The 22,761-nt window shown below is 40.8% G+C and carries 31 protein-coding genes; 15 read left to right on the forward strand and 16 right to left on the reverse strand.

From position 1 onward, the window contains the following. Positions 1–16: 16 nt before the first annotated feature. A complete protein-coding gene (locus HYW21_01085; protein MBI2547921.1) occupies positions 17–763 on the reverse strand; it encodes a sulfite exporter TauE/SafE family protein in 747 nt (248 codons plus the stop codon). 145 nt (positions 764–908) lie between these two features. Here HYW21_01085 and HYW21_01090 point away from each other — a divergent pair, with 145 nt between their 5' ends. Beyond that, a complete protein-coding gene (locus HYW21_01090) occupies positions 909–1,895 on the forward strand; it encodes an ATP-binding cassette domain-containing protein (protein ID MBI2547922.1) in 987 nt (328 codons plus the stop codon). Between the two features lies 1 nt (position 1,896). Then, positions 1,897–2,646 carry an ABC transporter permease gene (locus HYW21_01095; GenBank protein MBI2547923.1) on the forward strand — a complete coding sequence of 250 codons (750 nt, stop codon included), beginning with the start codon at positions 1,897–1,899 and terminating at the stop codon, positions 2,644–2,646. 192 nt (positions 2,647–2,838) lie between these two features. On the opposite strand, the gene HYW21_01100 is transcribed toward HYW21_01095, so the two are convergent. After that, a complete protein-coding gene (locus HYW21_01100; protein ID MBI2547924.1) occupies positions 2,839–2,928 on the reverse strand; it encodes a hypothetical protein in 90 nt (29 codons plus the stop codon). Between HYW21_01100 and HYW21_01105 the strand changes: the two genes are divergently transcribed. Then, complete coding sequence (locus HYW21_01105) at positions 2,927–3,082, forward strand: hypothetical protein (protein ID MBI2547925.1); 156 nt, start codon at positions 2,927–2,929, stop codon at positions 3,080–3,082. The genes HYW21_01100 and HYW21_01105 overlap by 2 nt on opposite strands. Before the next feature lie 218 nt (positions 3,083–3,300). Here the strand turns inward: HYW21_01105 and HYW21_01110 are convergent, their stop codons facing one another. The 11 genes from HYW21_01110 to HYW21_01160 form a co-directional block, all read right to left on the reverse strand. Further along, positions 3,301–3,735: a hypothetical protein gene (locus HYW21_01110; GenBank protein MBI2547926.1), complete on the reverse strand. Its 435-nt coding sequence runs from the start codon at positions 3,733–3,735 to the stop codon at positions 3,301–3,303. 59 nt (positions 3,736–3,794) lie between these two features. Then, the gene (locus HYW21_01115; GenBank protein ID MBI2547927.1) at positions 3,795–4,076 is read right to left on the reverse strand and encodes a hypothetical protein; all 282 of its coding nucleotides are present in this window, start codon (positions 4,074–4,076) and stop codon (positions 3,795–3,797) included. Between the two features lie 67 nt (positions 4,077–4,143). Then, a complete protein-coding gene (locus tag HYW21_01120; protein ID MBI2547928.1) occupies positions 4,144–4,800 on the reverse strand; it encodes a TenA family protein in 657 nt (218 codons plus the stop codon). Next, positions 4,776–6,224 (reverse strand): hypothetical protein, encoded by a 1,449-nt coding sequence (locus HYW21_01125; protein ID MBI2547929.1) that lies wholly within the window; start codon positions 6,222–6,224, stop codon positions 4,776–4,778. Before HYW21_01125 ends, HYW21_01120 begins: the two co-directional genes overlap by 25 nt. Before the next feature lie 66 nt (positions 6,225–6,290). Then, a complete protein-coding gene (gene thiE / locus HYW21_01130; protein ID MBI2547930.1) occupies positions 6,291–6,920 on the reverse strand; it encodes a thiamine phosphate synthase in 630 nt (209 codons plus the stop codon). 47 nt (positions 6,921–6,967) lie between these two features. After that, on the reverse strand, positions 6,968–7,732 hold the full coding sequence (locus HYW21_01135; protein ID MBI2547931.1) for a thiazole synthase: 765 nt from the start codon (positions 7,730–7,732) through the stop codon (positions 6,968–6,970). Position 7,733: 1 nt separating this feature from the next. Next, positions 7,734–7,931 (reverse strand): sulfur carrier protein ThiS, encoded by a 198-nt coding sequence (gene thiS, locus HYW21_01140; GenBank protein ID MBI2547932.1) that lies wholly within the window; start codon positions 7,929–7,931, stop codon positions 7,734–7,736. Positions 7,932–7,934: 3 nt separating this feature from the next. Further along, a complete protein-coding gene (thiO, locus tag HYW21_01145) occupies positions 7,935–9,053 on the reverse strand; it encodes a glycine oxidase ThiO (GenBank protein ID MBI2547933.1) in 1,119 nt (372 codons plus the stop codon). Between the two features lie 16 nt (positions 9,054–9,069). Continuing rightward, the gene (locus tag HYW21_01150) at positions 9,070–10,215 is read right to left on the reverse strand and encodes a [FeFe] hydrogenase H-cluster radical SAM maturase HydG (protein ID MBI2547934.1); all 1,146 of its coding nucleotides are present in this window, start codon (positions 10,213–10,215) and stop codon (positions 9,070–9,072) included. Further along, a complete protein-coding gene (locus HYW21_01155) occupies positions 10,178–11,170 on the reverse strand; it encodes a HesA/MoeB/ThiF family protein (GenBank protein ID MBI2547935.1) in 993 nt (330 codons plus the stop codon). Before HYW21_01155 ends, HYW21_01150 begins: the two co-directional genes overlap by 38 nt. Beyond that, positions 11,125–11,955 carry a hypothetical protein gene (locus HYW21_01160; protein MBI2547936.1) on the reverse strand — a complete coding sequence of 277 codons (831 nt, stop codon included), beginning with the start codon at positions 11,953–11,955 and terminating at the stop codon, positions 11,125–11,127. The genes HYW21_01155 and HYW21_01160 overlap by 46 nt, the downstream gene beginning before the upstream one ends. Positions 11,956–12,069: 114 nt before the next feature. On the opposite strand from HYW21_01160, the gene HYW21_01165 reads away from it, so the two are divergent. The 8 genes from HYW21_01165 (at position 12,070) to gatA (ending at position 18,337) form a co-directional block, all read left to right on the forward strand. After that, entirely contained in the window at positions 12,070–12,309 is a 240-nt protein-coding gene (locus HYW21_01165) for a DUF131 domain-containing protein (GenBank protein MBI2547937.1), read from the forward strand. A 22-nt stretch (positions 12,310–12,331) separates the two neighbouring features. Beyond that, positions 12,332–13,192, forward strand: coding sequence for an alpha/beta fold hydrolase (locus HYW21_01170; GenBank protein ID MBI2547938.1), 861 nt, complete (start codon positions 12,332–12,334; stop codon positions 13,190–13,192). Between the two features lie 393 nt (positions 13,193–13,585). Beyond that, positions 13,586–13,783: a hypothetical protein gene (locus HYW21_01175; GenBank protein ID MBI2547939.1), complete on the forward strand. Its 198-nt coding sequence runs from the start codon at positions 13,586–13,588 to the stop codon at positions 13,781–13,783. A 10-nt stretch (positions 13,784–13,793) separates the two neighbouring features. Further along, entirely contained in the window at positions 13,794–14,207 is a 414-nt protein-coding gene (locus HYW21_01180; GenBank protein ID MBI2547940.1) for a hypothetical protein, read from the forward strand. 112 nt (positions 14,208–14,319) lie between these two features. Then, positions 14,320–15,720, forward strand: coding sequence for an Asp-tRNA(Asn)/Glu-tRNA(Gln) amidotransferase subunit GatB (gatB, locus tag HYW21_01185; GenBank protein ID MBI2547941.1), 1,401 nt, complete (start codon positions 14,320–14,322; stop codon positions 15,718–15,720). A gap of 48 nt (positions 15,721–15,768) precedes the next feature. Then, on the forward strand, positions 15,769–16,701 hold the full coding sequence (locus HYW21_01190) for a hypothetical protein (protein ID MBI2547942.1): 933 nt from the start codon (positions 15,769–15,771) through the stop codon (positions 16,699–16,701). A 3-nt stretch (positions 16,702–16,704) separates the two neighbouring features. Next, positions 16,705–16,965, forward strand: a complete 261-nt coding sequence (locus tag HYW21_01195) for a hypothetical protein (GenBank protein ID MBI2547943.1) — start codon at positions 16,705–16,707, stop codon at positions 16,963–16,965. A gap of 1 nt (position 16,966) precedes the next feature. Further along, positions 16,967–18,337, forward strand: coding sequence for an Asp-tRNA(Asn)/Glu-tRNA(Gln) amidotransferase subunit GatA (gatA, locus tag HYW21_01200; protein MBI2547944.1), 1,371 nt, complete (start codon positions 16,967–16,969; stop codon positions 18,335–18,337). Here gatA and HYW21_01205 read toward each other — a convergent pair. Both HYW21_01205 and HYW21_01210 read right to left on the reverse strand, forming a co-directional pair. Beyond that, positions 18,334–18,765 (reverse strand): hypothetical protein, encoded by a 432-nt coding sequence (locus HYW21_01205; GenBank protein ID MBI2547945.1) that lies wholly within the window; start codon positions 18,763–18,765, stop codon positions 18,334–18,336. The two genes, gatA and HYW21_01205, sit on opposite strands and share 4 nt — an antisense overlap. After that, a complete protein-coding gene (locus tag HYW21_01210; GenBank protein MBI2547946.1) occupies positions 18,756–19,280 on the reverse strand; it encodes a nucleotidyltransferase domain-containing protein in 525 nt (174 codons plus the stop codon). Before HYW21_01210 ends, HYW21_01205 begins: the two co-directional genes overlap by 10 nt. 102 nt (positions 19,281–19,382) lie before the next feature. Between HYW21_01210 and HYW21_01215 the strand changes: the two genes are divergently transcribed. After that, positions 19,383–19,661 carry a 50S ribosomal protein L34e gene (locus tag HYW21_01215; protein ID MBI2547947.1) on the forward strand — a complete coding sequence of 93 codons (279 nt, stop codon included), beginning with the start codon at positions 19,383–19,385 and terminating at the stop codon, positions 19,659–19,661. Between the two features lie 93 nt (positions 19,662–19,754). After that, positions 19,755–20,252, forward strand: a complete 498-nt coding sequence (locus HYW21_01220) for a 50S ribosomal protein L14e (GenBank protein MBI2547948.1) — start codon at positions 19,755–19,757, stop codon at positions 20,250–20,252. A gap of 44 nt (positions 20,253–20,296) precedes the next feature. Here the strand turns inward: HYW21_01220 and HYW21_01225 are convergent, their stop codons facing one another. Next, a complete protein-coding gene (locus HYW21_01225) occupies positions 20,297–20,953 on the reverse strand; it encodes a hypothetical protein (GenBank protein ID MBI2547949.1) in 657 nt (218 codons plus the stop codon). Between the two features lie 77 nt (positions 20,954–21,030). Here HYW21_01225 and HYW21_01230 point away from each other — a divergent pair, with 77 nt between their 5' ends. Beyond that, a complete protein-coding gene (locus tag HYW21_01230; protein ID MBI2547950.1) occupies positions 21,031–22,230 on the forward strand; it encodes a DEAD/DEAH box helicase in 1,200 nt (399 codons plus the stop codon). A gap of 129 nt (positions 22,231–22,359) precedes the next feature. After that, a complete protein-coding gene (locus HYW21_01235; GenBank protein MBI2547951.1) occupies positions 22,360–22,593 on the forward strand; it encodes a hypothetical protein in 234 nt (77 codons plus the stop codon). Positions 22,594–22,761 lie beyond the last annotated feature (168 nt).

Genomic DNA, 22,761 nt, shown 5'->3' on the forward strand with positions numbered 1-22,761 from the left:
CTGTTTTTGAGCGAGGTTAAAATAACAACAGTTTAATACCAAAAATAATAACGAATACCACCAGTAACTGTTTCACCCATTGATCACCTTTTTTAAGCACAGCATGAGAACCAATATACCCACCAATAGCCATGCCGATAAGTAATATTACGCCGAAGGTATAGTTGATAAGATCATGCGATGCAAAGAGTATTAGTGATGATACCGCCAGTACCATTCCCGGGATGATGTTGGTTGCAAGTACTTCTACGACGGTAAGCCCAAGGAAAAAAGTTAACACATAAACGTACATGGGACCAGTTCCTTGACCAAAGAATCCAGAGAAAATCGTGATGCCCAAGTACATAATGAAGCCAATGATCCTCTTCGATGTGCTTGGTTTTATTGATTTTATACCAAGATCTTTCCTTAAAAAAAGAAATGGTAATACCGCGAGTATAAGTATCCCAATAATCGTTTCAAGAAGTTGTGGGTCAATGGTTAGTAACAGATTTGCACCAATTAAAGCCCCTCCCAAGGCTATGACTGAGAGGAGTGGTACATATTTCCAGACAATCTTTTTTGTTTTCCAAAATTGGTATAATGCAGCACATCGTTGACCAAGGCTTCCAAATCTATCAGTTGCTATCGCTATTTGTGGAGGAAGGCCAAGAAAAAGTAATGAGGGAACAGAAATTAAACCCCCGGCTCCAACGATTGAATCGAAAAATCCTGTTACTATGCCTATGAGAAGAACAACCATGAACAACACTATCTCTGCCATGAGTAAGGATGATGGTAAGCAAATTATAATTCTTTTGGTTGGAGTTCATAGTTGAAACGAAATGTTTATAACAAAAAGGATATTGTACGATCTACTTCAAAATATAAACCAGACAGACTTTTTTTGAGAGCAGGGGACCGATACGATGTATGCAATAGTGGTCAAAAATATAACAAAGAAGTTTAATGCATTAGTTGCTGTTGATAATCTCTCGTTTAGTATCAAGTACGGTGAGATTTTTGGTTTACTTGGTCCTAATGGGGCGGGTAAAACAACAACGATCTCAATGATGGCAACAATGCTCGAACCTACGTCGGGTACGGCTCTTGTGAACGGATTTGATATAATCCATGACCCAGCGAATGTAAGAAGATCAATTGGTATTGTCTTTCAAGATCAAAGCTTGGATGAGGAACTTACTGCATATGAAAACATGGATTTTCATGGGAGATTGTATCGTGTACCCAACAGAGTACGAGAGAAAAAAATACACGAACTTCTGCAACTTGTTGAACTCAGTGAAAGAAAAGAATCTCTCGTTAAAACGTTCTCCGGAGGAATGAGGCGGCGTTTAGAAATAGCAAGAGGATTGTTGCATGAACCAAAGGTTCTCTTTCTTGATGAACCTACCCTTGGATTAGATCCACAGACCAGAAATCATCTATGGGAGTACATCAAGCGATTGAATCAGGAGAAAAATATTACGATTATTCTCACCACCCACTATATGGAAGAGGCAGATAAGCTTTGTCATACGGTTGCAATCATCGACAAAGGAGAAATTAAAGCCCTCGATAGCCCTATTGCGCTCAAAAACACCATTGGCGGTGATGTTATTACTCTTGAAACACCTCATGCAGATCAGATGCAATCTCTGGTAGGTTCGTTTTCCTGGGTTCACGAAGTTAAGGTTCATAATGGTTCTGTGAGCATAACCCTAGAGAGCGCTGAGAAACATATCGCAGAGATTGTTAACATCGCAAACAGCAATAACCTTTTAATTCAAACAATAGCTATTCATAAGCCCACACTGGAGGATGTTTTTCTCCATTTTACCGGGAAGACTATTCGGGAGGAAGAGGCTACGGTAAAAGACCACATGCGGCTGACAAAAAAAATTTGGGGACGATAATATGGATATTATCTACACGATCTGGTTGAGAAACATCAAACGCTATCTTCGTTCTAAAAGTAGAATTATCGGCAGCTTAGGCATGCCATTGGTCTTTTTATTCATTCTTGGTTTTGGACTCAATGCAGTGATAACTATTCCTGGTTTTGAACAAGGGTATGTCGGATTTATTGTTCCAGGGATTATTTCGATGAGTGTTTTGTTCACCTCTATTTTTTCTGGGATCCAAATCATCTGGGATAAACAGTTTGGGTTTCTTAAGGAGACACTAGTTGCTCCTGTTTCTCGCTTTGAAATTGTTTTAGGTCAAACACTTGGTGGAGCAACAGCATCATTTATCCAAGGAATGATTATTCTCATCATTTCGCTCTTTATAGGTCTAGAAGATATCAGCATGTATGGATTTTTAATTGCTTTTGGATTTATGATCCTTATTGGACTTGCCTTTACCGCACTTGGCATTGCAATTGCATCAAAAATGGAGGACATGCATGGATTCCATCTGATTATGAACTTTATGGTCTTCCCACTCTTTGGGCTTTCCGGTGCCATCTTTCCTCTCGATAGCCTTCCTGGAGTGTTGAAATTCCTTGCCATGATAGATCCTTTAACCTATGGCGTTGAGGGAATACGGTATGGCCTCCTTGGTTCGTCTTCAATAAATCCATTGCTCAGCTTTCTTGTCCTCGGAGGATTTACTCTGGCGATGGTCATCGTTGGAGCTTTGTTCTTTAGAAAAATAAGGATATAACCCTACGGACGAGAAACAACTAAAGGAGCAGAAAATCGTAGGATTTATATACCTGATCTTGTTGATTGTCAGTAGCTAGTTTGATGATAAAAGAGGTGGAATGATGAAAGAGAATAATTTGATCGTCTGGGTAATTCTTGCTTTGCTTGTTGGTGGAGTTATTGGATTTTTGATCGGTAAAAGTAGTCAATCTTACTCGCCAGCGTACATGCAAGAAACAGCGTCGATGATGAACGAGAAAGGCCAGTCCATGATGCAGATGGGTAATATGATGATGAGCATGGGACAAATGATGCAACAGAAAGGAATGAGTTATAATGATACTGAGATGATGCAACAAGGGAAGGAACTTGAGGATAGCGGTTTAATAATGAAAGATACGGCTAATTCCATGATGGAAAGAAGCGGTAGTATGATGGACATGATGCAACAATAAGAGTAGAGATGAGGGATTAATGGCTGTTATACAGTACCAATGGTATCTCTGGTGGCATTTGTGGAAATGTTTTGAGTGTTTCAGGCATGCCAAAGCCACCATCCCTCTTATTTTCTCGCATCATTAATGCGTAGTTATCAAAAGAGGTTTCGGTGGTGCTGTCGGATGTGCCCTTATCTCTTCCAATCCCAATGAAATAGACTAAGTCAGGAAGGCTATCACCGAATAAGATCTCTCATCCACCGAGGAATTATTGACAACGGGATTCTTCCCGGATGCTCGTCATGTGACTCACCACGGGACCTGGCTCTAGGAGGTTGAACAGGAGACTCAGCTCGAGCAGGCGTTTCAGGTTCCTGCAAGTCTCTCCATGCAAAATCGACTACTTGGTCTATGCCGTTCCTAGTAAAGGTTACCGAAGGGATACGATCGTTATCAGGACGATAATCAAACATGTTCCGTAGGTATCCTTCATCCAACATATAAGCGCTTTGAGGAGTCATTCCTACTACAGGATCTGCTAGTGCCCTAACCCTGACACCCTCTAGCATCAATTGTTGTCTTCGTGAATCGACCCTGAAACCAGCATCACCTATGCCTACGAAATAAATATGTCCCACACGAACACCGTACAATGCTTTTTGTTCAGTCATGTGATGAGTAAACGCATGGATCTTTAAAAATCCTGCTCTCAAGAAAAATAAAACAATGATTAGCTCTTCATAAAGTTTATAGTTTTTGGTACGTTGCTCGAAAGAATATCATATACCTCACCAGCTTGAAGTCCGCCATGGTTTACGTAATCTCCATAAGGCCGTTCAAGTATTTCACTCCAAAGGGCTAATCCCCTTCCATGAATTCTTGGAAGAAGATCTGCAATATCAGTGCCATCTCGGACGTCTAGTGTTTTTGTTAGGGGGGTGGCAGCATCTCTTGCACTGACAATTCTGTCACTCTGATTATAGATCGGACGATATTGTAATATTATTCTCATGGTAATTCTTTCTTGTAAAGAGAGATCTTTTCATAAATCTTTTGTTTTCTTGTGTTTTTTTTTGCTCTTATCCCAATGGTGCTTGGAAAAAGGCGAGTTCACACTGCATGGCATAACGATACAGGCCTCTCATCTCAGGACTGTCTTGTGCGAGGCTGTCAAGCAGAAATTCCATCTTTTTCTTGAGTTCCTGCATTGCTTCACTTCCATAGGTATCAATCCATAATTGATAGGGATTACTAGGAACTTTTGTTTTTGCAACTTCTTGTCCCAGCCATGCATACAGACACATGCAGGGAGCCATGGCTGTAATAATATGCCCAACCTCTTCTTGCCAGGCAACGCGCATAAGAAAATCAGTGTAGGTTTGGCAAGCCGGAAGAGGTTTGACCTCCTTGAGATTGATTCCCCATTGTTGACTGTAGGTATGGTGGAGCTTTAATTCTTGAAGCACTCCTCCCATAAGTTCATAAAGTAAGGGTGCATGTTCTTCACTGCATTTTGCCAGAGCAAGGGCATAGGCTTTGCGAAAGGCTTGTAGGTAGAATGCATCCTGTGCAATGTAGCGTTGAAATGCTGCTCGTTCTAGATTTCCGTGTTGTATCCCCTGGACAAAGGGATGATGCAGGCATGCTACAGCCAGATCCTTATTCTGGTTCCATAAGCGTTGAGAAACGTTTACTGGCTTTCTAAAGGGCCTTACTGGTTGTTGTTTTTGTTCCATACAATCACCTTTGCCCGGAGAGTACTATAATCGTATGCTGTCCTTGTGAGCATCATAGAGATAAGCGACAAAACAAGAGGTACAAGTGCAGCAATAACAAATGACCAGAACAAACTTCCAGTGCTGAAGTCAGGAGACGGGAAAAAAGCTGCACCAGCACCGATTCCCGCTATTGTTGCAAGAAATGCATGCAGGCCGGTATAGCGTTTGGCATAGAGCCCGAAAATAGTTGGCACTGCTGCAGCAAGGCAGATCAAATCAGCAATGAGGAAAAGATACAACACACTGTATCCTTGGATTGCCACCAGAACCGTGAGGCCAGCGAGCACAAGGGTAAACCATTTTGCACTGCTCAACATCTTTTGTTGATTTGCTTTTGGATAGAGCCGTACTAAATCAACGGTAAAGAGGCTTACCAAGCCATTTAACAGGCTATCCATACTACTCATCACTAAAACAACCGCTAACATGAGCGTTACCACCAATAACCAACCAGGAGCAAGAGCCAGCAAAAAGGTAAATAAGGAAACTGAGGGATTTTGGGCATCACCATGGGCTACGGCAAACAACCCAAATAATCCTGCAGCAAGAATAATGGGTATGATGAGCAGTCCTGCCCCAAAAAAGGATCGCTGCATGGTCTTTGTTGTTTGTGCTGCAAAAACACGTTGCCAGTTTGTCTGATTAAACAATTCTGCACCAATAATAGCAACAATGAGCGTTAAGCCGTACTCGATGCCTGGCAGGTGGGTTAATGACAACAGTTCAGGTGCTTTGGTGCTGATTTGTTCCACAACGTGAAGTCCACGGACAAGGAATGCCCCTGTTACAAAAAGAATTGCTAGGAGAGGAAGGATCATAGAAAACTGTAGCATGTCAGTAAAGATTACTGCTTTTAACCCACCCATTGCTGTGTAGGTAACCACTCCTAATGCAACAACCGTTGCTGTAAGAATAAGTGGAATGCCAAAAACCATCTGGGAAGCTACTGCTATCGCAGTTAATTCTGCAGCAAGATACACCCCCATGTATAAAACCGTTACGATAAGAACAAGTGCATACATGCCTTTGCCAAAACGATGCCAGACATACTCAGTTAGGGTGTGCCCTTGCGGCATAAGTTCTCTTAATCGTTTACCAACCCAAATGAAGATGAATACTGCAGCAGCACTGCCAAGAGCATAGCCAATCAAGGCCATGATACCAGCGACAGCAGTTGCTTCAGCAGGCGAAAATAAAATCCACGCTCCCATACTTGTCGCAACAATGGTTGCGGTGAGCGCACCAGCCCTATAGTGATTTCGCGCAATAACAAACTGCTCAATATTTTCAATGTCTAGTTCTCGCTTCTTGCTGTAGAAGATACCTGCTGCTGCAAAGAGTAATGCCGTCCCAACGATCATGATAAGTCCAAGTGTTTCCATAACTACCACCTTCCAATATTGCGTTTCTCTTGTTTTGTTTGTTTTTTGAACTGTTTCTGAACAGTTCTAATCCGCATTCTTGATTTGCCTGACAAAATTTCTTGTTTCTTCTTCAACATCCTCTGCTTCTACTATCGCAGAGATAACTGCTATGTTCCTTGTTCCTGCATTGAGAACTTCAGGGAGATTATGTAATTTAATGCCACCGATAGCAACAAAGGGTATCTTGAGGAATGGTCTAACAGTTTGGATGAGGTTGGTTCCTACAGGATGTGGCTTTTTTCGTGTCGGAAAAACAGGTCCAATGCTGATATAATCTGCACCTTCTGCTTGGGCAGCAAGGGCTTGTTCCTGAGAATGGGTTGATTTTCCAATCATGATGTGCTGTCCGGCAATTGCTCTGGCGTTTACAAGAGGCATATCTTCTTGACCTACATGAAGTCCGTCTGCTCCAACTCGCAGGGCAATGTCAGGGTAATCATTGACCACAAAGAACACGTTATGGTCATGACAGATCTTCACGAGTTTGTTTGCTTCCTCTTCGTACTTTTTTTTGTCCCATTCTTTTTCTCGCAATTGCACAATACCCACTCCACCACGAATTGCTGCACTGACGATCTCCTCATTCGTTCTTCCTTTTGTTAGATTTGATTCAGTGACCAGATACAATGTTCCCTTGGTCAAACGTTCTCTCATCATTAAATGACGTTTCATACTTTTCTTCACACTCTGGTGTTTTGTACTCATACGATCATTCCTTGTTTTGGGCTACTTGCAGAGCCAGTATATTTCTTGGACATTCGTCCTGCTTCGTATGCTAGTCTCCCAGCTTCTGCAGCATGCTTCATGGCAAGTGCCATCTTTATCGGGTCTTTGGCAAGAGCGATTCCTGTATTAAGTAAAACACCATCTACACCAAGCTCTAGTGCAACAGCTACATCAGAAGCAGTTCCTACCCCTGCATCGACAATAACCGGAACTTGTATTTGTTCACGGATAAAACTGATCGTGAGCGGATTAAGAATTCCCTGACCTGAACCAATGGGAGCTGCCAAAGGCATGACCGCAGCAGCTCCAATCTGCTCTAATTTTTTAGCAACAACAATATCATCATTCGTGTAGGCAAGGACAGTAAATCCTTCGGCAACAAGGACTTTTGTTGCTTCAAGCGTTGCTTGTGTATCTGGCATTAAGGTGCTTTGATCGCCAATGACTTCTAATTTAATGAGCGGGGTTTGGCATACTTCTCGTGCGAGTCGTGCCGTACGAATAGCTTCTTCAGCAGTGTAACATCCTGCAGTATTTGGCAAAAGCACATATCGCTTGAGATCAAGATGCTGGAGCAAGTTTTCTTGTGGATTATTAAGGTTTACTCGTCGAATTGCCACGGTAACACATCCAGTACCAGACGCTTCGAGTGCCTTTCGCATTACCTCGAATGAGCTGTATTTTCCCGTACCTACAAACAATCGTGATGCAAATGTATGGGAACCTATACGTAAGGTCATACTAACCACCTCCTACCATCTTGACAATTTCAATAGTATCTCCTCTATGAAGTTTCCATTCGGAGAATTTTTCCCGAGGTACAATGATTTTATTGATCTCAACAACCACATTTTTTGCTTCTACCTTATACTGTCCTAATAATGTTGCAACCGTATCAACCACCAATTGCTTTTCTTCTCCATTAATCATGAGTTTCATACCTTATCCTCCTTCATACGCATAAGACGGGGTAAACTTCTTATTATCTTCCTCGAAAATAAGTTCAGCGATCAAGCGTGCAGTCATTGGCGTGAGCAGGATACCGTTTCGATAATGACCTGTAGCCACAAAATAGTTTTTCCTTAACCTCCCAAGAAAAGGTATTCCCTCAGGACTGTGTGGACGGAAACCAATCCATTCTTCGATGACCGGACAATTATTTAGTCTAGGAACAAGAGCGACTGCATGATCTCGTAATTGCATAATCGTTTCTTTTTTTATTGAGATGTCAAACGCAACATCTTCGGTTGTTGATCCAATGATGAGAGAACCATCAACCTGTGGAACAATATACAAATCATCGTGGCAGAGGATATGGTTTATCGATAATCCTTTTGCATCCAATCGCAACATATGGCCTTTGATGGGCTTGATTTGAAGTTCTGGTGTTACGAGGCTTGCCCATGCTCCTGCGCAATTAACGACTTTTCGTGTATGAATTTTTCCGTTAGTTGTTTCGAGCAAAATCCCTTTCTGCTCTGTAATAACTTTTTCAACAGTTATCTCTTCCTTAATAAGCGTACCCTGCTTGGTTGCTGCAAGAGCTAATGCAGTTACTAATTTTCTACTATTTAACCAGTGATCAAGAGGCATAAAGAGTCCGCCTTGCTGAGGAGCAAGGAGTGGTTCCTGATGCTGTATCTCTACTGATGATAATAAATGCGGCGTATTGTTGATAGCAGATACACGACGATGCCATACCTGTAGTTTTTTCCAGGCTTCTGGTGATTGGGCAAGGATGAGAGAACCCGTTGTTTGATATCCGAGACTCACACCACTTTCCTGCTCTAGTTTCTGTACATAACGTGGGTAAAGCGCATGGCTCTCTAATGCAAGTGAGAGCATTTTTTTATTTTCGGTACATTCAGTTAATGGCCTAAGCATACCTCCTGAAGCCCAGGTAGCTCCTTTTCCGATCTTGTTCTTTTCAAGCACCATGACCTTGTAACCGTGACGAGAAAGTTCATGTGCTACTGCCAAACCAATATTTCCACCGCCAATAATAGCGATATCTGTTGTTATCATGGATTTTTCCGTGAGCGAAGAGATCGTATGCATCATAGAATCACCAAATAGCTTATGGTGGAAAAAATGAAGGCATGAATCCTTCCTGTTCAATTGCTGCCATTACCTCTTCGACCGAGCGACGATCAGCAAGGCTAAACTGCTCATCATTGTCTGCCTCTTGCTTTGTATAACCTCCAGGATTAGTACATGACCCGGCGCTCATACTGGTAACTCCCCAGTGGAGGAGTTCATCACGTAATGTTGCTGGTTCTCGTGTTGAAAGTGTAATGCCTACGGTAGGAAGGGCAATCTTCAGCACAGCAATTATTTTTTGAAGATCTTGATCACTTACTGGATAAGGGGGATGAACAGAAACAACAGAATTTAATGCAGGCTTTAGCCGCGGCACTGAAATGCTTTTAATAATTATGTTGTACTGTTCTTGAAGTATTTTCAGGTGAGCGATTAATGCAAGGGTTTCATACTGGTAATCATATAATCCATACAAGACTCCTGCTGCAATCCGTTGGATGCCCCCACTAATGGCTCGGTCAAACATTGCTAACCGAGACTCATACGAGGCTTTTGGACCACTCACATGGTGCTGTGTATATGTTTTCTGATGATAGGTCTCCTGAAAGATAGAATAGCAATATATGCCCGTTCTTGCAAGGGTTGTAAATCCTTCAACAGAAAACGGAGCACTATTGATGCTGATGGTACGAATGCTGGTGTTTTCTTTAATTGCTTTGGTGTACAGCGCTATTCGTTCAGGACTTGCTATAATGGGATGCTCTGCAAACACCAATAAAATATGTTGAAATCCCCGTTGTTCAAGGACTTTTGCTTCTTTCACAACGTCCTCAGCAGGTAAGATTATGCGCTTCAGTGCAGTATTTTTTGCCCGAAATGCGCAATACGAGCATTCATTGATACAGGCATTGCAGACATACAATGGCGCAAAAAGCGTAACTCGTTTACCAAAGTGCTTTTCCCTTACCATTGATGCTGTTTTCTTGAGAAGTTCCCTCTCCCGAGCATGGGAACATTGTAACAGGAATGCAATCTCCTCTAATGAAAGCTGATGAAGATGCTCAGCTTTCTGGAGTACACCCTCTACCTGAAACTCGCTCTTCTTTCTAAGTATTTCCCCAATGAGTTCAGGGTCAAATGATTGCCTACATTCCAAGGTACTTTGCAATGGTTGCTTTTGCATGGTGTAGTGAGGTTGCTTTCACAAGCACTTTTCCGTTGGCAAAAATAGACATATTCTGAAAAAACAGATAGTCATCAGTTCCTTTTACTGGAGCTTTTTTTGGAGCTATTTTTTCTAGTTTTTTGCGAAGAGCTGGAATGGAAATATCATCTCGAAAAAAAGAGTAAATTTCAGAACATTCATGCTGTATGACCTTCGGCTCTTGTTTTCCTTCAAGAGAGCTATATTCTCCTTGACAAACCGGACAATGGACGTCTTTTTTCGTTTTTATGCTTGCAATGTGGAGAGGACGTAGTGAAATATGAAGCAAGCGTTGTTCTGTGCCGTTTCCTGTACGCTTTTCGGTAAGGATTGTTAATGCTTCTTGTGCTTGAAGAGCTGCGATTGTTGTCGTTATGGTATTTAATACGCCAACCGTGTCGCAGGTTTCAATCTGGTTTGTTTCTTCAAAGATGCAACGAAAGCACGGCGTTTTCGGTGTTATAACCATTATTGTTCCGTGGTCTTGGATTGCACCTGCATAGATCCACGACATCCCTGTTTTTCTGGCATATTCATTGATAAGAAATCGTGTGGAGAGGTTATCTGTTCCGTCCAGAATCAGATCATGTTTGCTGAGTAAAGCATGGACATTTTGAAAATTAAGGTCCATGACCAAAGGTTGGATACGTAGAGAAGTATTGATGTGTCGCAACCGTGCTGCAGCGGCCTGTGCTTTAGGTTTACCAATATCTTTTTCCGTGTAGAGTAATTGTCGCTGTAAATTGGTCATTTCAACAACATCACGATCAATGATGCTGAGATGGCCAATGCCTGCTCGTGTCAGAAGTTCTGCAGTAACACTCCCTAATGCTCCAATGCCTACAATAACAACCCTTGCCCTTTCTAATTTTTTTTGTTCTTTTGTTCCTAAGACGAGTGCTTGTCGTGAATATCGGGAAGCATCTGACAACATTTTTTCACCGTTTCGATTGCATTATGGCCAATAAAGTACGCCATAGGTTCAATACCAAAGGATCCTCGATGGATGAGTACATCTACGTGTTTTAGTGGTTTTATGCTGCTTTCCAGCGAGTGATGAATCTCATATTTTTTGTCAAGTATGATGTATCGTAATCTTTTTTCTTTGATCTTACGGAAAAGCCATGGTGAATATTTCACGTTCATGATACTGAGCATATCCGATGACTTTTTTTTCAGCGCAAGCAGTACGGTTGCGAGATGTTTACTGGTCCCAAACTCAGGTTGTAAGTAGGTTCGTAGTTCTTGATTGACAAAGATCAACCCACTGGGTAGTGAAGCAACATTTTCTCGAGAATTTGCGTACGGTAAGGCCATAGCAATATTCATCTTGACTTCAGGAACAATTTTCATGCAATTTTTTTGCTGAAGTAAAACAATGGCAGAAAGGATAGTATCAATAATCTGCTGTTTCTCGTCAGTTAACATCTGTTCTTTCGTGACTAAAAAATACTCTTTTTCAAGAGACGGTTGCTGTGTCGTAATAAGCGTCGTAAAACAAACCCGGTTTTGCTCCAGAATACGTTCAGCAATATGTTGTACTTGTAGAGATTTTTCTTTATTGTTTTTCTCAGAAAGGTATTTACTCACCATAGGTTGGCTTGTGGAGAGCAGATGTGCAATCTCATGCTGACTTAATCCTTTCGTGTATAACCTGCGTGCAACCGTTCCTTTAAGTTGAGATGTTTCTCGCTCCGGAATAAGAATACATGGATCCATATTACCAAGTTATCAGAAATGATAACTCATTTATATATGTTTGGTTGGTGTTTTCCATCTCCTGTGTTATCCACCTCCAAAATATTTAAATAGTGTATCCCCGTCATGGGCATTATGGAACGACTTGTTACTCTTGGCATCATTCTTATCTTCCTCGGCATGATTTTTGTATTTGTGGGATCATTTGCCCAACTCAAAACAGGAAGTCAGGAAGGAAATAGCAAGATAGCTGTGGGCGGATTTATCGGTCCCATTCCGTTTGGGTTTGGTAATGATAAGACCTTACTGACCATTGTTCTCGTTGTCTCTGCGATCCTCTTTATCTTCTGGATAATTTTCGGAAGATTTTTATAACGCAAACCCTTAACGATGCAGAGTGAAGGAAACTATGACATCATTTCTGGAGTCAACAATTCTAGGGCTGATGCTCGTCATGCTTTTGGTAGTGCAGGGTTGTAAACAGCAACCCTCAGATCTCCAAACTTGTGATACCTGTGTCAATAATAACGACAGCCTGCAAGGGAATGGTGAAGATGCAAAAAAATTTGATGAGCATGAAGATCGTTCCCTTGAGCAGGTGAATGTTATGACTACTGATGGTGTTAGTATTCATGGAACGTATTATGTTGTCGAAAAACCAAAAGCCTTTATCCTCTTACTGCATATGCTTGGAAGGGATAAAGAAGATTGGCATACCTTTGCGCAACAGTTCCAACAAGATGGATATGGCGTTCTTGCCATTGATTTAAGAGGACATGGTGAAAGTATTCTTCAGAACGGCAAAACCATAGCATGGCGTACTTTTTCTGATGCTGAGTTTGCTGCTGCCCTTCATGATGTAGAAGCTGCAATGGCTTTTGCAGAACAGCGTGATGAACTACAGCATGTTCCTCGTATGCTTATGGGAGCAAGCATTGGTGCTAATCTCGCCCTTCAATATGCTGCAACACACGAGACAACTATCAGTAATCTTGTACTTCTTTCTCCGGGGTTATCTTACCGAGGGATCACTACGGAAGAATCCATGCAACAGTATCATGGACAGGTGTTTTTGGCAGCCAGTGTTGAAGACGAGTATGCCTATGACTCAACAAAAGAACTCTACGAACTTGCAACCGGAGAAAAGAAATTCCAAGAATATACCAATGCAGGCCATGGCACAGAAATGTTTGCCGTGACCGATCTTGAGCAGGAGATTTTCGAGTGGGTTGACAGTTATGATAATCAACGTTATTAGATACGGGAGGCGTGATTCGTCTTATCAATTTTTTTGAGCAAGGAGAGGTAATTTATGAAACCGAGAAGCAGGTTTCATTGCTTACTTTTGAGCTCGACAAAATTTTGAAAAACGCTTGAATCTCTACTCACGGTTTTCCATATTCAGCAATGCCTTTCCATCGCTTTTGTCTTTCTCCGATCATCAGCGAAAGCCTTAAATAGTTCCTATTTGTAACATATGTTACATAATGAAACCGAAAGTTACAAAAAAGTACCTTGAACTATTTATTCAAAACTCTTTACAGAACAAAGTGCCATTCTTATTTTTCGAGAATCCTACGAATCTATACGACAATTAGGAGATGCACGATGGTGGATTCTAGGATACGAACCAAGAAATCCTGAAGTGAGTATGGAAATTCTAAAAGAAATGGATATTAAAGAAAAAGTCCGACTTAACCATCTTAGCCGTTTTAAAACTATTCGAAATGACACCAATTATCGTGGATTCAAAGTTACCGTAGCACAAGCGAAAGAAATTCTAGAATTTTGGAATGTCTGCTCTGAGGAAATCATCTCATCATTGCTGAAAGAACTACAAAAAAGGTAAAAACATTATTATGGAAGCGAAAAATAAAATTTATATTAAAAAGGTGAATAATGAAGATAATTATAATGAATTAGATATTGAAAAATCTGAAATTTTTTTAGAAAATTTGCAGGACTTCATAGTAGATATAGGATTAGCTAAAGTCAATAAAGGAGAATATGAATTTAATGGAAAATCTTATGATATGAAAACGTACTATACTTTATTCTTTGAAGATCCAAAAGATGATTTTCAAATGAAAAAATTAACGGTTGAGGACTTTGGCGATGGAAAGATCGCTAGATATGTTAATAAAGAAATTGAGCTGCTGATTATATTTCTAAGTAACCGAATAAAATTAATATTTTATTGCGATATGAAGAATCGTGAAAAAACTATGAAGTCATTATTAAAGTTCTGTAAGATTATGAAAGTTTGTTCATGAAAATGCCCGCATTTTCACGTGTTTGGCTGGTAGTGTCGGATTTCTCTTGAAAAATCCGAGCAACAGCTTAATCGCCAAAAACTTTAAATCCACATGACAACTTCTGATGCTTATGGAGCATGCAACAATAAAGATCGGGTTAGAATTGCACGGTTACCTGAAATTAGAAAATAAGACAAAATTATTCTGTAACTGTCGGATCGATCCGCTTGCCAAGCCAAATACTCATATCTGTCCGATTTGTACCAGTCAACCAGGAGCAAAGCCTATGCTTCCGAATCAGGAAGCAATTGATAAAATCATGTCTATTGCACTCATGCTTGGCTGTACGATAAACACCAAGCTTCTTTTTCAGCGAAAACACTATTCCTGGCCAGATCTTCCCTCAGGATATCAACGCACGATCTCAGGGTCATATTCCAATCCCGTTGGTGTAAAGGGCATGTTTTCTTCAATTGGCATTACCGAAGTTCATCTCGAAGAAGACCCTGCACGGTGGGACCCAAAGACAGGAAGAGTCGATTACAACCGTTCTGGATTTCCGTTAGTTGAAATGGTGACTGAACCTGAATTTACTGATCCTCTTCACGTTGATGCATGGATCAAAAAGCTCATGAGTACCTTGAGCTATCTCAATATTATTGAGCGATCGTCGGGAATAAAAAGTGATGTCAATGTCTCTGTAGCTCCCGATTATCAGCGCGTTGAAATAAAAAACATCCATTCCTTTGCCCATATACTTGCAGCCCTTCGCTATGAGATTGCGCGACAGCAAAAAGAAGTGGCAGAAGGGAAAGAAATAACGCATCATACACGGATGTGGTCTGAGGCACGACAGAAGACCCTGTTTATGCGAACAAAGGAAAAAGCAGAAGACTATATGTTCATTCCCGATCCTGATCTCCCGGTTATTTCATTGAGCAATAAACAAATTGATGATTATCGCGCAAGGTGTCCTCGAAATCCTGACGAACGGCAGGCTGTTTTCACCAGTACGTATAAACTCTCTCAGGATGACGCACAGGTATTATGTTCTGACTTTATTTTGGCAGACTGGTTTGAGCAGCTTGTTGTGAAATACCACTGCGATCCTAAAAAAACTGCGCAGTGGTTACGGCGAGAGGTATTACGGGTTGCCAATTACAATAATCTTGAACTTGATGAACTCCACCTGAATCTTGAGCATTTTGCAGACCTTATCACGCTTGTTGCACAGCAGAAAATTACTGAGTCTGTAGGAAAGAAACTTCTCGAACGTCTTGTCCATGAAGATGTTGATGTCCGTACGGTTATCGAAACTGAGGGGCTAGGACAACTTTCTGGGCAGGATGAACTTACACAGTTTGCACGTGATGCAATTACAGCCAATCCACAAGCTGTTGTCGATTATAAAGCAGGAAAAGAAAATGCACTCAATTTCATGATAGGCCACGTGATGAAGCAGACCAAAGGAAAAGCCTCTCCACAAGAGGTCAAAATGCTTCTCCAGAAACTGGTGGATGAACAACCATGAGCAACAATCTTCAAAAATATTTTTAATAACAATACATTCCCTCTACCCATGACCACAATACTCCTTGCCCGGATGCACACTGCAGAGCATATATTTTTCAGAAGTCTCCAGCTCTTGAAAAAAGATCTAGGGCTTGCAAAGATCCAGCTGGGTGAACAGGAAACGAAGCTTTTTGTTGACACTACTGCTGGATTAACCTGGGAGGAACTTTTTCGAGCAGAGGCAACTGCGAATACTATTGTCGGGGAAAACAGAAAGATCCTTACGTACTCTCTGCCCAGAAAGACTGCAGAAACAGATCCAGCTATTCGAATAAATGCAGAAAGAATTCAAGCTGATCCTGTCCGTATCATTGAGGTAGAAGGATTTGATAAGAGTGCTTGTAGTGGTACGCATTGCGATACTACGGGAAGTGTTGGTTATATCTTGATTACTCGATACAATTCCTTAGGTAAAAATCGTTATGAAATACGGTTTACGGTTGAGGTTATGTCCCCGCTGTATGAGCTTTCAAAAATTGCCCGCCAGGCAGGAACGATATTAGGATGTCAGCAGGAGAATATTCTCGACACGCTCCGCAATGTAAAAGCAAACCATGAAACATTAAAAGAACAATATCGTGAGCTTTCCAAAGAGCAATTACAACAGGTTCCTGTTGTTCATATTGGAGACATTCAATGGTATACTGCAACCTATAATGGTGTTGAAAAAAAGCTTTTGATAGACCATGCCAAGCAAACAGGAGAGGAAAAAAGTATTGTTTGTTTTTTTAATTGTAATGGCGATCAATGTATGGTTGTCATTGTTTCTCGTTATGCTGGAATAAGTGCAACAAGCTTGCAGCAGATCATCTTTTCGTATGGAGGGAAGGGTGGTGGAAATGAGGAATTAGCTGTAGGTAATGTTGCAGCTTTGTATATCCCTGAAATTCAACAAAAAATAAAAGAAATGCTTGCGACAGTACCTTCAGGGAAGATATAGTTTATGAGAGTGGTTATGATGACTGAGCGAATAAAGAAAGAGCACATTCAGCAAGAAGCAAAAGAGCTCATGGATACGTTTCTGAAAGCTCTTGAGCAACTGGATGTACCAGAAACCATGATCATGAATGATAAAAAAACTGCCCTGCGTAAACCAGAACTTTCTTCTGGTCAAATTGTTGAACCAAATTTTCGTGAACGCATGCTTGAAAATGCTCCGAAGCATGACCTGGATTATATTATAACGGAAAAAAAGACGTGGTAAAATGACAAGCATTCAAAAGAAAGTAGAGGACATCAAGACGGGAAAGGTGAAGATCATTGATAATGTCAAGTATTTTCTTAAACAAATTCGGAAGCAGAATAAAAAAATAAATGCGTTTATCGACCTCAATGAAGGCCGAGTGCTGCAGGAAGCAGAGGATATGGATGAACGTTTGCCTGAGGTAAAGGACAAACCCTTGCTTGGGTTATGTATCGCGGTTAAGGCAAATATCAATGTTATTGGGTATACCATTTCCTGTAGCTCGTATACCTTAACAAACTATAAAGGGTCTTATGATGCTGAGGTTATTCAACGAATCAAAGATGCAGGAGGCATCATTCTCGGGATAACGAACAGTGATGAGTTTGGCTGTGGCAGTAGTGGTGAAAACTCGTATTTTGGGTATACCAACAATCCAGCTGCCTTAGGCAGAATTCCTGGGGGTTCTAGTTCTGGAAGTGCTGCTGCAGTTGCCGCTGAGATGTCTGATCTTGCCATTGGTTCTGATACCGGTGGTTCTCTGCGAAATCCTGCATCCCATTGTGGGATTATTGGCGTAAAACCGACTTATGGTAGAGTTTCTCGTTATGGATTGATTGATTTATCCATGAGTCTTGATCAGATTGGGCCTTTAAGCAGAGAAGTCTATGGTTCAGCAGTCTTGATGGAGGTTCTTGCAGGAAAATCTTCGTATGATAGTAAAAGTGTTGATCGTCCTGTTCCGAGGTACAGTGTCTTTCAGCCAATTGCTGGTTTACGTATCGGTTTGAGTCCAGAATTGAAGGCGCTCTGCATTGAGCAGGAGATTTATACCATGGTTGAAGAAGCAGCTACAGCCCTTGCACAGCGTGCAGGAACGACGGTTATCCCGGTAGCCCTTCCTCATGTTAATCTTGCGATACAAACCTACTATCCATTGGTCTATGTTGAATTTTTTTCAGGCACAAGAAAATTTGATGGTCGAAAGTATGGAAGAAAGATTGAAGACAGCTGCGGCGAGGAAGTCCTTCGAAGAATTCTTGGTGGTCGAGAGATTTCGCGGGCAGAATATCAGGGAAAATATTATCGAAAGGCATTAACAGTAAAGCAGCTTATTGCTCAGGCATTTGCCCAAGCTTTTGCTTCCGTTGATGTGATCTTAGCCCCAACAACCCCACGATTGCCCCCTCCCATCGGAACACCTATGAAACCAGAAGAAATGTACAGCTATGATGCATTTACCATTCCTGTCAATCTTGCCGGACTTTGTGCAGGGGTTATTCCCTGTGGAAGGCTCGACGGAATCCCTGTTGGTCTTCAGATCATTGCGCCTGCATTTAGAGAAGATATTATTTTTAATGTTATGAAGGCATGGGAGGAATTGAAACGTTAATATCCCAGGTTTTCTCCTTCTTTCAAATATTTTTCGACAATTTTTCTTTTTATCTTAAATATCTTGGTAATGATTTCTTTTCCTTGTTCAAATTCAATTTTCTGACCATAATAGTTTATACTATTTCTAATCCATCGCAATCTGTCAAACTCATCATAGTCAAAATCTTCAAGAATATTTTTTAATAGTTCTCCGATACAAATATGAGACAAAACTTTATACCCCTTGAGGATGCAAAGAGCTTCTAACACTTCTCGCAGCGAATCATATGCAAGCGAGACGTATGCAGAGATAGTTGTTTCATTCAAAATTGCAGTTTCTACGGCTATTTTCTTTATGTTAGCCATCTCAACAAGGGATTTTACCAATTCTCCATCTATTTTGGTTTTCTTGATGAGGCCTTTTTTGAAGCACTGGTCTATATCCATTTTATCTTACCTTGGACGGACATGCCATTTAAAACGTTATTTATTAAGTGTTCGTTCTTTAAATCTTTAACGTCCCTGACAACAAAGAGTTGTAGTTTTCGGTTTAATTTTTTTTCATAGCTTTTGATATCTGGAAATTCTTTCGTTTTTTCCGATATAACTAATAAATCGAAATCACTTGTTTCCGTGTCTGTGCCAGAAGCACAAGAGCCAAATAAAATGATTACTGGCTTTAAATAAAAGTTGTTTAAGGATTCTATTAAATTGCTGCTTTTCATTTTACAAATGTTATAATAAATCTTCAGGTCTCTGCATGCATCACTTTCTAAATCAGCTTTGTACAAGTTAAGCATTCTCTCTTTTCTTTCATGAAGCATTCTTTTTTTGACGAGCCCTTTGAGCTCTTTGCTTGCAGTTGCTGGAGAAATCTTTACTATCCTCGCAACTTCTCGCACATTAAATTCACGAGTAGGCTCTTCAAAAAAGAGCTTTAGTATGTTTATTTTATTGAACATATGTTCAGTATTATGAACACTTGTTTAAATAATTTTCTATTTTCTGCACGAAACCTTTATAAATCAATGGTAATTTCTCATTCCCACAAGAAGTGATTATCTATGCCAGCACGTCATTTACGATCAAGAAGTTTGGTACGGAAAAAGGTACGAACACCAGGTGGAAGAACCGTTCTTCGTTACCGAAAACCAAGGCCAAAAATAGCTCACTGTGGTGTTTGTGGTGCAGCGCTTCAAGGAATTCCAAGAGAATTACCCTTCAGAGCAGCAAAAATGCCCAAAACAAAAAAACGACCAGAAAGGCCTTTTGGTGGGGTTCTCTGTACTAGGTGTATGCGAAATCATATCAAAGAAAAAGCGCGTGCTGTTTCAGCTGCGTAGTCTTTTTATTATGTTATCGAAAAAATCATCTCAGTTCTTGCCGTGACCCTTGCTTGGTGACAGGCAGGCGAGTGCTGACCAGAGATGGAGGTAATAAAAATGTTTGACATCGGAAGACTTGTGGTAAAAATTGCAGGGAGAGACGCTGGAAGTAAAGGCGTTATTGTTGATGTTCTTGATAGCCATTATGTGCTTGTTGATGGTCAAGTACGGAGAAGAAAAGTCAATGTTCTTCATCTTGATCCGCTTAACCAAACCATTCCGCTTGCTCAAGGGGCTTCTCACGAGGAAGTTAAAGAAGCATTTGCTACACTGGGTATAACCGTTGTTGATACAAAACCAAAGCAGGCTCAAGAACGACAGAAAAAAGTAAAGAAAAAGAAGGTTGTTCAGGAACCAAAGAAAAAGGCTCCAAAGAAGACAACCAAAAAACAAGAGACTGTAGCTGTTGAGGCGAAAGCAAGCAACCTTGAAAATGCGCTTGGGGAGCCTTCCAAAGCAAAACCAGCAACAAAACCAAGTGATGAAGGAAAAACTCCAAAAACCAAAAAGAAGGCAAAACCAAAATCCGTAGCTCCAGTATCAGCATAATTGGATATCAACTTTTTCTTTTGTTGTTTTACTTCTCGTAATTGTTACTTTCCATAAACCTCTTGAATTTTTGCGTCTATATATTTTGCTTCAGCAGAGGGCAATGAATTAAACCGTTTCATAGTTACTACGACTCCAACAAGCGATGTAACAACTGCTCCTCCGGTGATCATTGCCTTATTTGTTTTCAGATAAGCAACCATTGCTGGTAAACTAAAATCGGCGTCGATTCCCGGTAAAGTATTAGGGGTAAGCATATAGCCGATTCCCAGGGCTAATACCATGGTCCCTAAAGTGGTGGTAACAGCATTATCAGGCATCCATATACCATACGAACGCAAGTGACTTGGTTCAGTAATTAACTCTCCTAATTGCTCAATTCTTGCATTATAGGTTCGATTTCTTCTTCTCGGTAAAAACTTCTTGATTCCTGTGTTTGGCTGAGCTAATTCATCTAAAGAAGTTTCTATCGACTTTCTACCTTCGATAGCATCCCGAAAAACAGGATTAGTTTCATAACCACGCATCAACCCTTTCTGCACTTCACGAGGATCAATTTGGATTTTAAAGAGTGATAACTCTGAGTCACGAGGCAATGCTCCAACGTGTCGTGCATACATTTTATCATGAAGCATCCTTCTTGCTAATCTCTGATTAAGCGCATCTGCATCTATCAGCAGTTGGTAGAGCGTTGTTTTCATGCTCTGGGTAATCAAGGAAGTCTTATAAAGGTTTATGAAAGACGAACATTTAAAAAGATCCTTGTATTTGTATCCCTATGAACACGACTTCCATCAAATTATCACCAGAACTTGAGAAAGCTGTCCTTGATCTTGGTTTTTCGGAATTCACCGAAATCCAGGAAAAAGCAATCCCTTTAATTCAGCAAGGCCATGATGTTATTGGTCAATCCTATACTGGCTCAGGAAAAACTGCTGCGTTTGGTTTCCCTGCCTTAGAAAAGGTGGTACGAGGCAAAGGAATACAACTGCTCATCCTTGTTCCCACCCGTGAACTTTGTAATCAGGTAGCAAAAGAGATGCATAAATTCTCAAAATATAAGCCCCTCAGAATTGTCGAGGTTTATGGCGGCGTTTCAATAAACCCACAGATCGACCAGCTTCGGTATGCAGATGTCGTCGTGAGTACTCCCGGACGTTTGCTCGATCATTTGAAACGAGGAACAATCAATATTTCACGAGTTACTATCCTCGTTCTTGATGAGGCAGATAAAATGTTTGAAATGGGTTTTGTCGAGGATGTTAAGAACATTATCCAGCAGACACCAAAAGAACGACAAACATTGCTTTTTTCTGCAACCATCGATCAGGATGTTCTTGATATCGTGCACCATTACATGCGCAATCCGCTAAAAGTAAAAATGCAAACGTATGTCGACAAGAGTCAGCTGATACAGCATTATTATGATATTCCTTCCCATGATAAATTTTCCTTGCTGGTTCACTTATTAAAGCACGAAGCACGTGGATTAAGTATCGTCTTTTGCGCAACCCGGAGAATGGTTGACAGTTTAAGCAGCAATCTTGTGAAACAAGGGTTTAATGCGCAGACATTGCATGGTGGACTATCACAAAATCAACGAAAACAAGTTATGGAACGGTTCCATGCAGGTAAACTCGATGTCCTTATTGCAAGTGATGTTGCTGCACGCGGCCTTGATATAAAGAACGTTGACCTTATTGTTAATTATGACATTCCTAAAACATCAAAAGAGTATGTTCATCGAATCGGAAGAACAGCACGGGCAGGAAGCAAAGGAAGGGTTATCTCCCTGCTTGCTCCTCAAGACCATGAAAATTTCGGAAGGGTACTCCAAGATCGCTCTTTACTCGTTCATAAGGTACCTATGCCAAACTTTCAACGTGTGCCTTTTTTGAGGAAAGAGAGAAGACAAGGGCCGAGGTTTGAGCATAGAAAAAGCAGACATAGACCACCAAGGAGAGAACATTACCGATAGCAAAAAAGGGAAGCATTTATAAAGAGGTCTTACTTTCTGCTTTCAATCAGGACATTCTACTCTTGCTTTGTAGTGCCGATTTCTACTCTTCAAGAATGGTTTTTCTGATACGGATGTGAGATAATAATCATGGGACGAAACAATAAACGACAAGGAAAAGATCGAAAAGATCGTGGTTTCAGCAATTTTGATAGCTTTCGGAGCAATTACCGTCCAAGAGGGTTTAGTTCAGAAGAACGGGAAATGCACAAGGCTACATGCTCTGAATGTGGAAACGAATGTGAAGTTCCTTTTAAGCCAACCGAAGGTAGGCCGGTCTTTTGCAGAACTTGTTATGCTAACCATAGACCACAAAGGTTCTAACATAGGTAATTATGTTTACCAGAATTTGTGAAAACGTGGTTTCTGCTGAAGTCAATACTTTTGCGTAGAATATTGCTAAAAAAACATGGCGGATTATAAAATCATAAAGTATTGCAAACTGTGTAAAAAAAGGTTTGTGGTTAATAAAGGAGAGGTAAAAAAATATTA

The sequence above is a fragment of the Candidatus Woesearchaeota archaeon genome (assembly GCA_016187565.1).
Classification (GTDB): Archaea; Nanobdellota; Nanobdellia; order Woesearchaeales; family JACPJR01; genus JACPJR01.

Excerpts from the sequence above, each read along its gene's own strand:
- HYW21_01175 (MBI2547939.1), top strand. The coding sequence starts at position 13,586 with ATGGAAATTCTAAAAGAAATGGATATTAAAGAAAAAGTCCGACTTAAC.
- HYW21_01165 (MBI2547937.1), top strand. The coding sequence starts at position 12,070 with ATGGAACGACTTGTTACTCTTGGCATCATTCTTATCTTCCTCGGCATG.
- HYW21_01180 (MBI2547940.1), top strand. The coding sequence starts at position 13,794 with ATGGAAGCGAAAAATAAAATTTATATTAAAAAGGTGAATAATGAAGAT.
- HYW21_01090 (MBI2547922.1), top strand. The coding sequence starts at position 909 with ATGTATGCAATAGTGGTCAAAAATATAACAAAGAAGTTTAATGCATTA.
- HYW21_01155 (MBI2547935.1), bottom strand. The coding sequence starts at position 11,170 with ATGTTGTCAGATGCTTCCCGATATTCACGACAAGCACTCGTCTTAGGA.
- HYW21_01215 (MBI2547947.1), top strand. The coding sequence starts at position 19,383 with ATGCCAGCACGTCATTTACGATCAAGAAGTTTGGTACGGAAAAAGGTA.
- thiE (MBI2547930.1), bottom strand. The coding sequence starts at position 6,920 with ATGAGAGAACGTTTGACCAAGGGAACATTGTATCTGGTCACTGAATCA.
- HYW21_01125 (MBI2547929.1), bottom strand. The coding sequence starts at position 6,224 with ATGGAAACACTTGGACTTATCATGATCGTTGGGACGGCATTACTCTTT.
- HYW21_01150 (MBI2547934.1), bottom strand. The coding sequence starts at position 10,215 with ATGCAAAAGCAACCATTGCAAAGTACCTTGGAATGTAGGCAATCATTT.
- HYW21_01205 (MBI2547945.1), bottom strand. The coding sequence starts at position 18,765 with ATGGATATAGACCAGTGCTTCAAAAAAGGCCTCATCAAGAAAACCAAA.
- gatB (MBI2547941.1), top strand. The coding sequence starts at position 14,320 with ATGGAGCATGCAACAATAAAGATCGGGTTAGAATTGCACGGTTACCTG.
- HYW21_01210 (MBI2547946.1), bottom strand. The coding sequence starts at position 19,280 with ATGTTCAATAAAATAAACATACTAAAGCTCTTTTTTGAAGAGCCTACT.
- gatA (MBI2547944.1), top strand. The coding sequence starts at position 16,967 with ATGACAAGCATTCAAAAGAAAGTAGAGGACATCAAGACGGGAAAGGTG.
- HYW21_01095 (MBI2547923.1), top strand. The coding sequence starts at position 1,897 with ATGGATATTATCTACACGATCTGGTTGAGAAACATCAAACGCTATCTT.
- thiS (MBI2547932.1), bottom strand. The coding sequence starts at position 7,931 with ATGAAACTCATGATTAATGGAGAAGAAAAGCAATTGGTGGTTGATACG.
- HYW21_01190 (MBI2547942.1), top strand. The coding sequence starts at position 15,769 with ATGACCACAATACTCCTTGCCCGGATGCACACTGCAGAGCATATATTT.
- HYW21_01225 (MBI2547949.1), bottom strand. The coding sequence starts at position 20,953 with ATGAAAACAACGCTCTACCAACTGCTGATAGATGCAGATGCGCTTAAT.
- thiO (MBI2547933.1), bottom strand. The coding sequence starts at position 9,053 with ATGATGCATACGATCTCTTCGCTCACGGAAAAATCCATGATAACAACA.
- HYW21_01235 (MBI2547951.1), top strand. The coding sequence starts at position 22,360 with ATGGGACGAAACAATAAACGACAAGGAAAAGATCGAAAAGATCGTGGT.
- HYW21_01195 (MBI2547943.1), top strand. The coding sequence starts at position 16,705 with ATGAGAGTGGTTATGATGACTGAGCGAATAAAGAAAGAGCACATTCAG.
- HYW21_01100 (MBI2547924.1), bottom strand. The coding sequence starts at position 2,928 with ATGCTCATCATCATATTACCCATCTGCATCATGGACTGGCCTTTCTCG.
- HYW21_01085 (MBI2547921.1), bottom strand. The coding sequence starts at position 763 with ATGGCAGAGATAGTGTTGTTCATGGTTGTTCTTCTCATAGGCATAGTA.
- HYW21_01120 (MBI2547928.1), bottom strand. The coding sequence starts at position 4,800 with ATGGAACAAAAACAACAACCAGTAAGGCCCTTTAGAAAGCCAGTAAAC.
- HYW21_01135 (MBI2547931.1), bottom strand. The coding sequence starts at position 7,732 with ATGACCTTACGTATAGGTTCCCATACATTTGCATCACGATTGTTTGTA.
- HYW21_01110 (MBI2547926.1), bottom strand. The coding sequence starts at position 3,735 with ATGACTGAACAAAAAGCATTGTACGGTGTTCGTGTGGGACATATTTAT.
- HYW21_01230 (MBI2547950.1), top strand. The coding sequence starts at position 21,031 with ATGAACACGACTTCCATCAAATTATCACCAGAACTTGAGAAAGCTGTC.
- HYW21_01115 (MBI2547927.1), bottom strand. The coding sequence starts at position 4,076 with ATGAGAATAATATTACAATATCGTCCGATCTATAATCAGAGTGACAGA.
- HYW21_01160 (MBI2547936.1), bottom strand. The coding sequence starts at position 11,955 with ATGGATCCATGTATTCTTATTCCGGAGCGAGAAACATCTCAACTTAAA.
- HYW21_01105 (MBI2547925.1), top strand. The coding sequence starts at position 2,927 with ATGGGACAAATGATGCAACAGAAAGGAATGAGTTATAATGATACTGAG.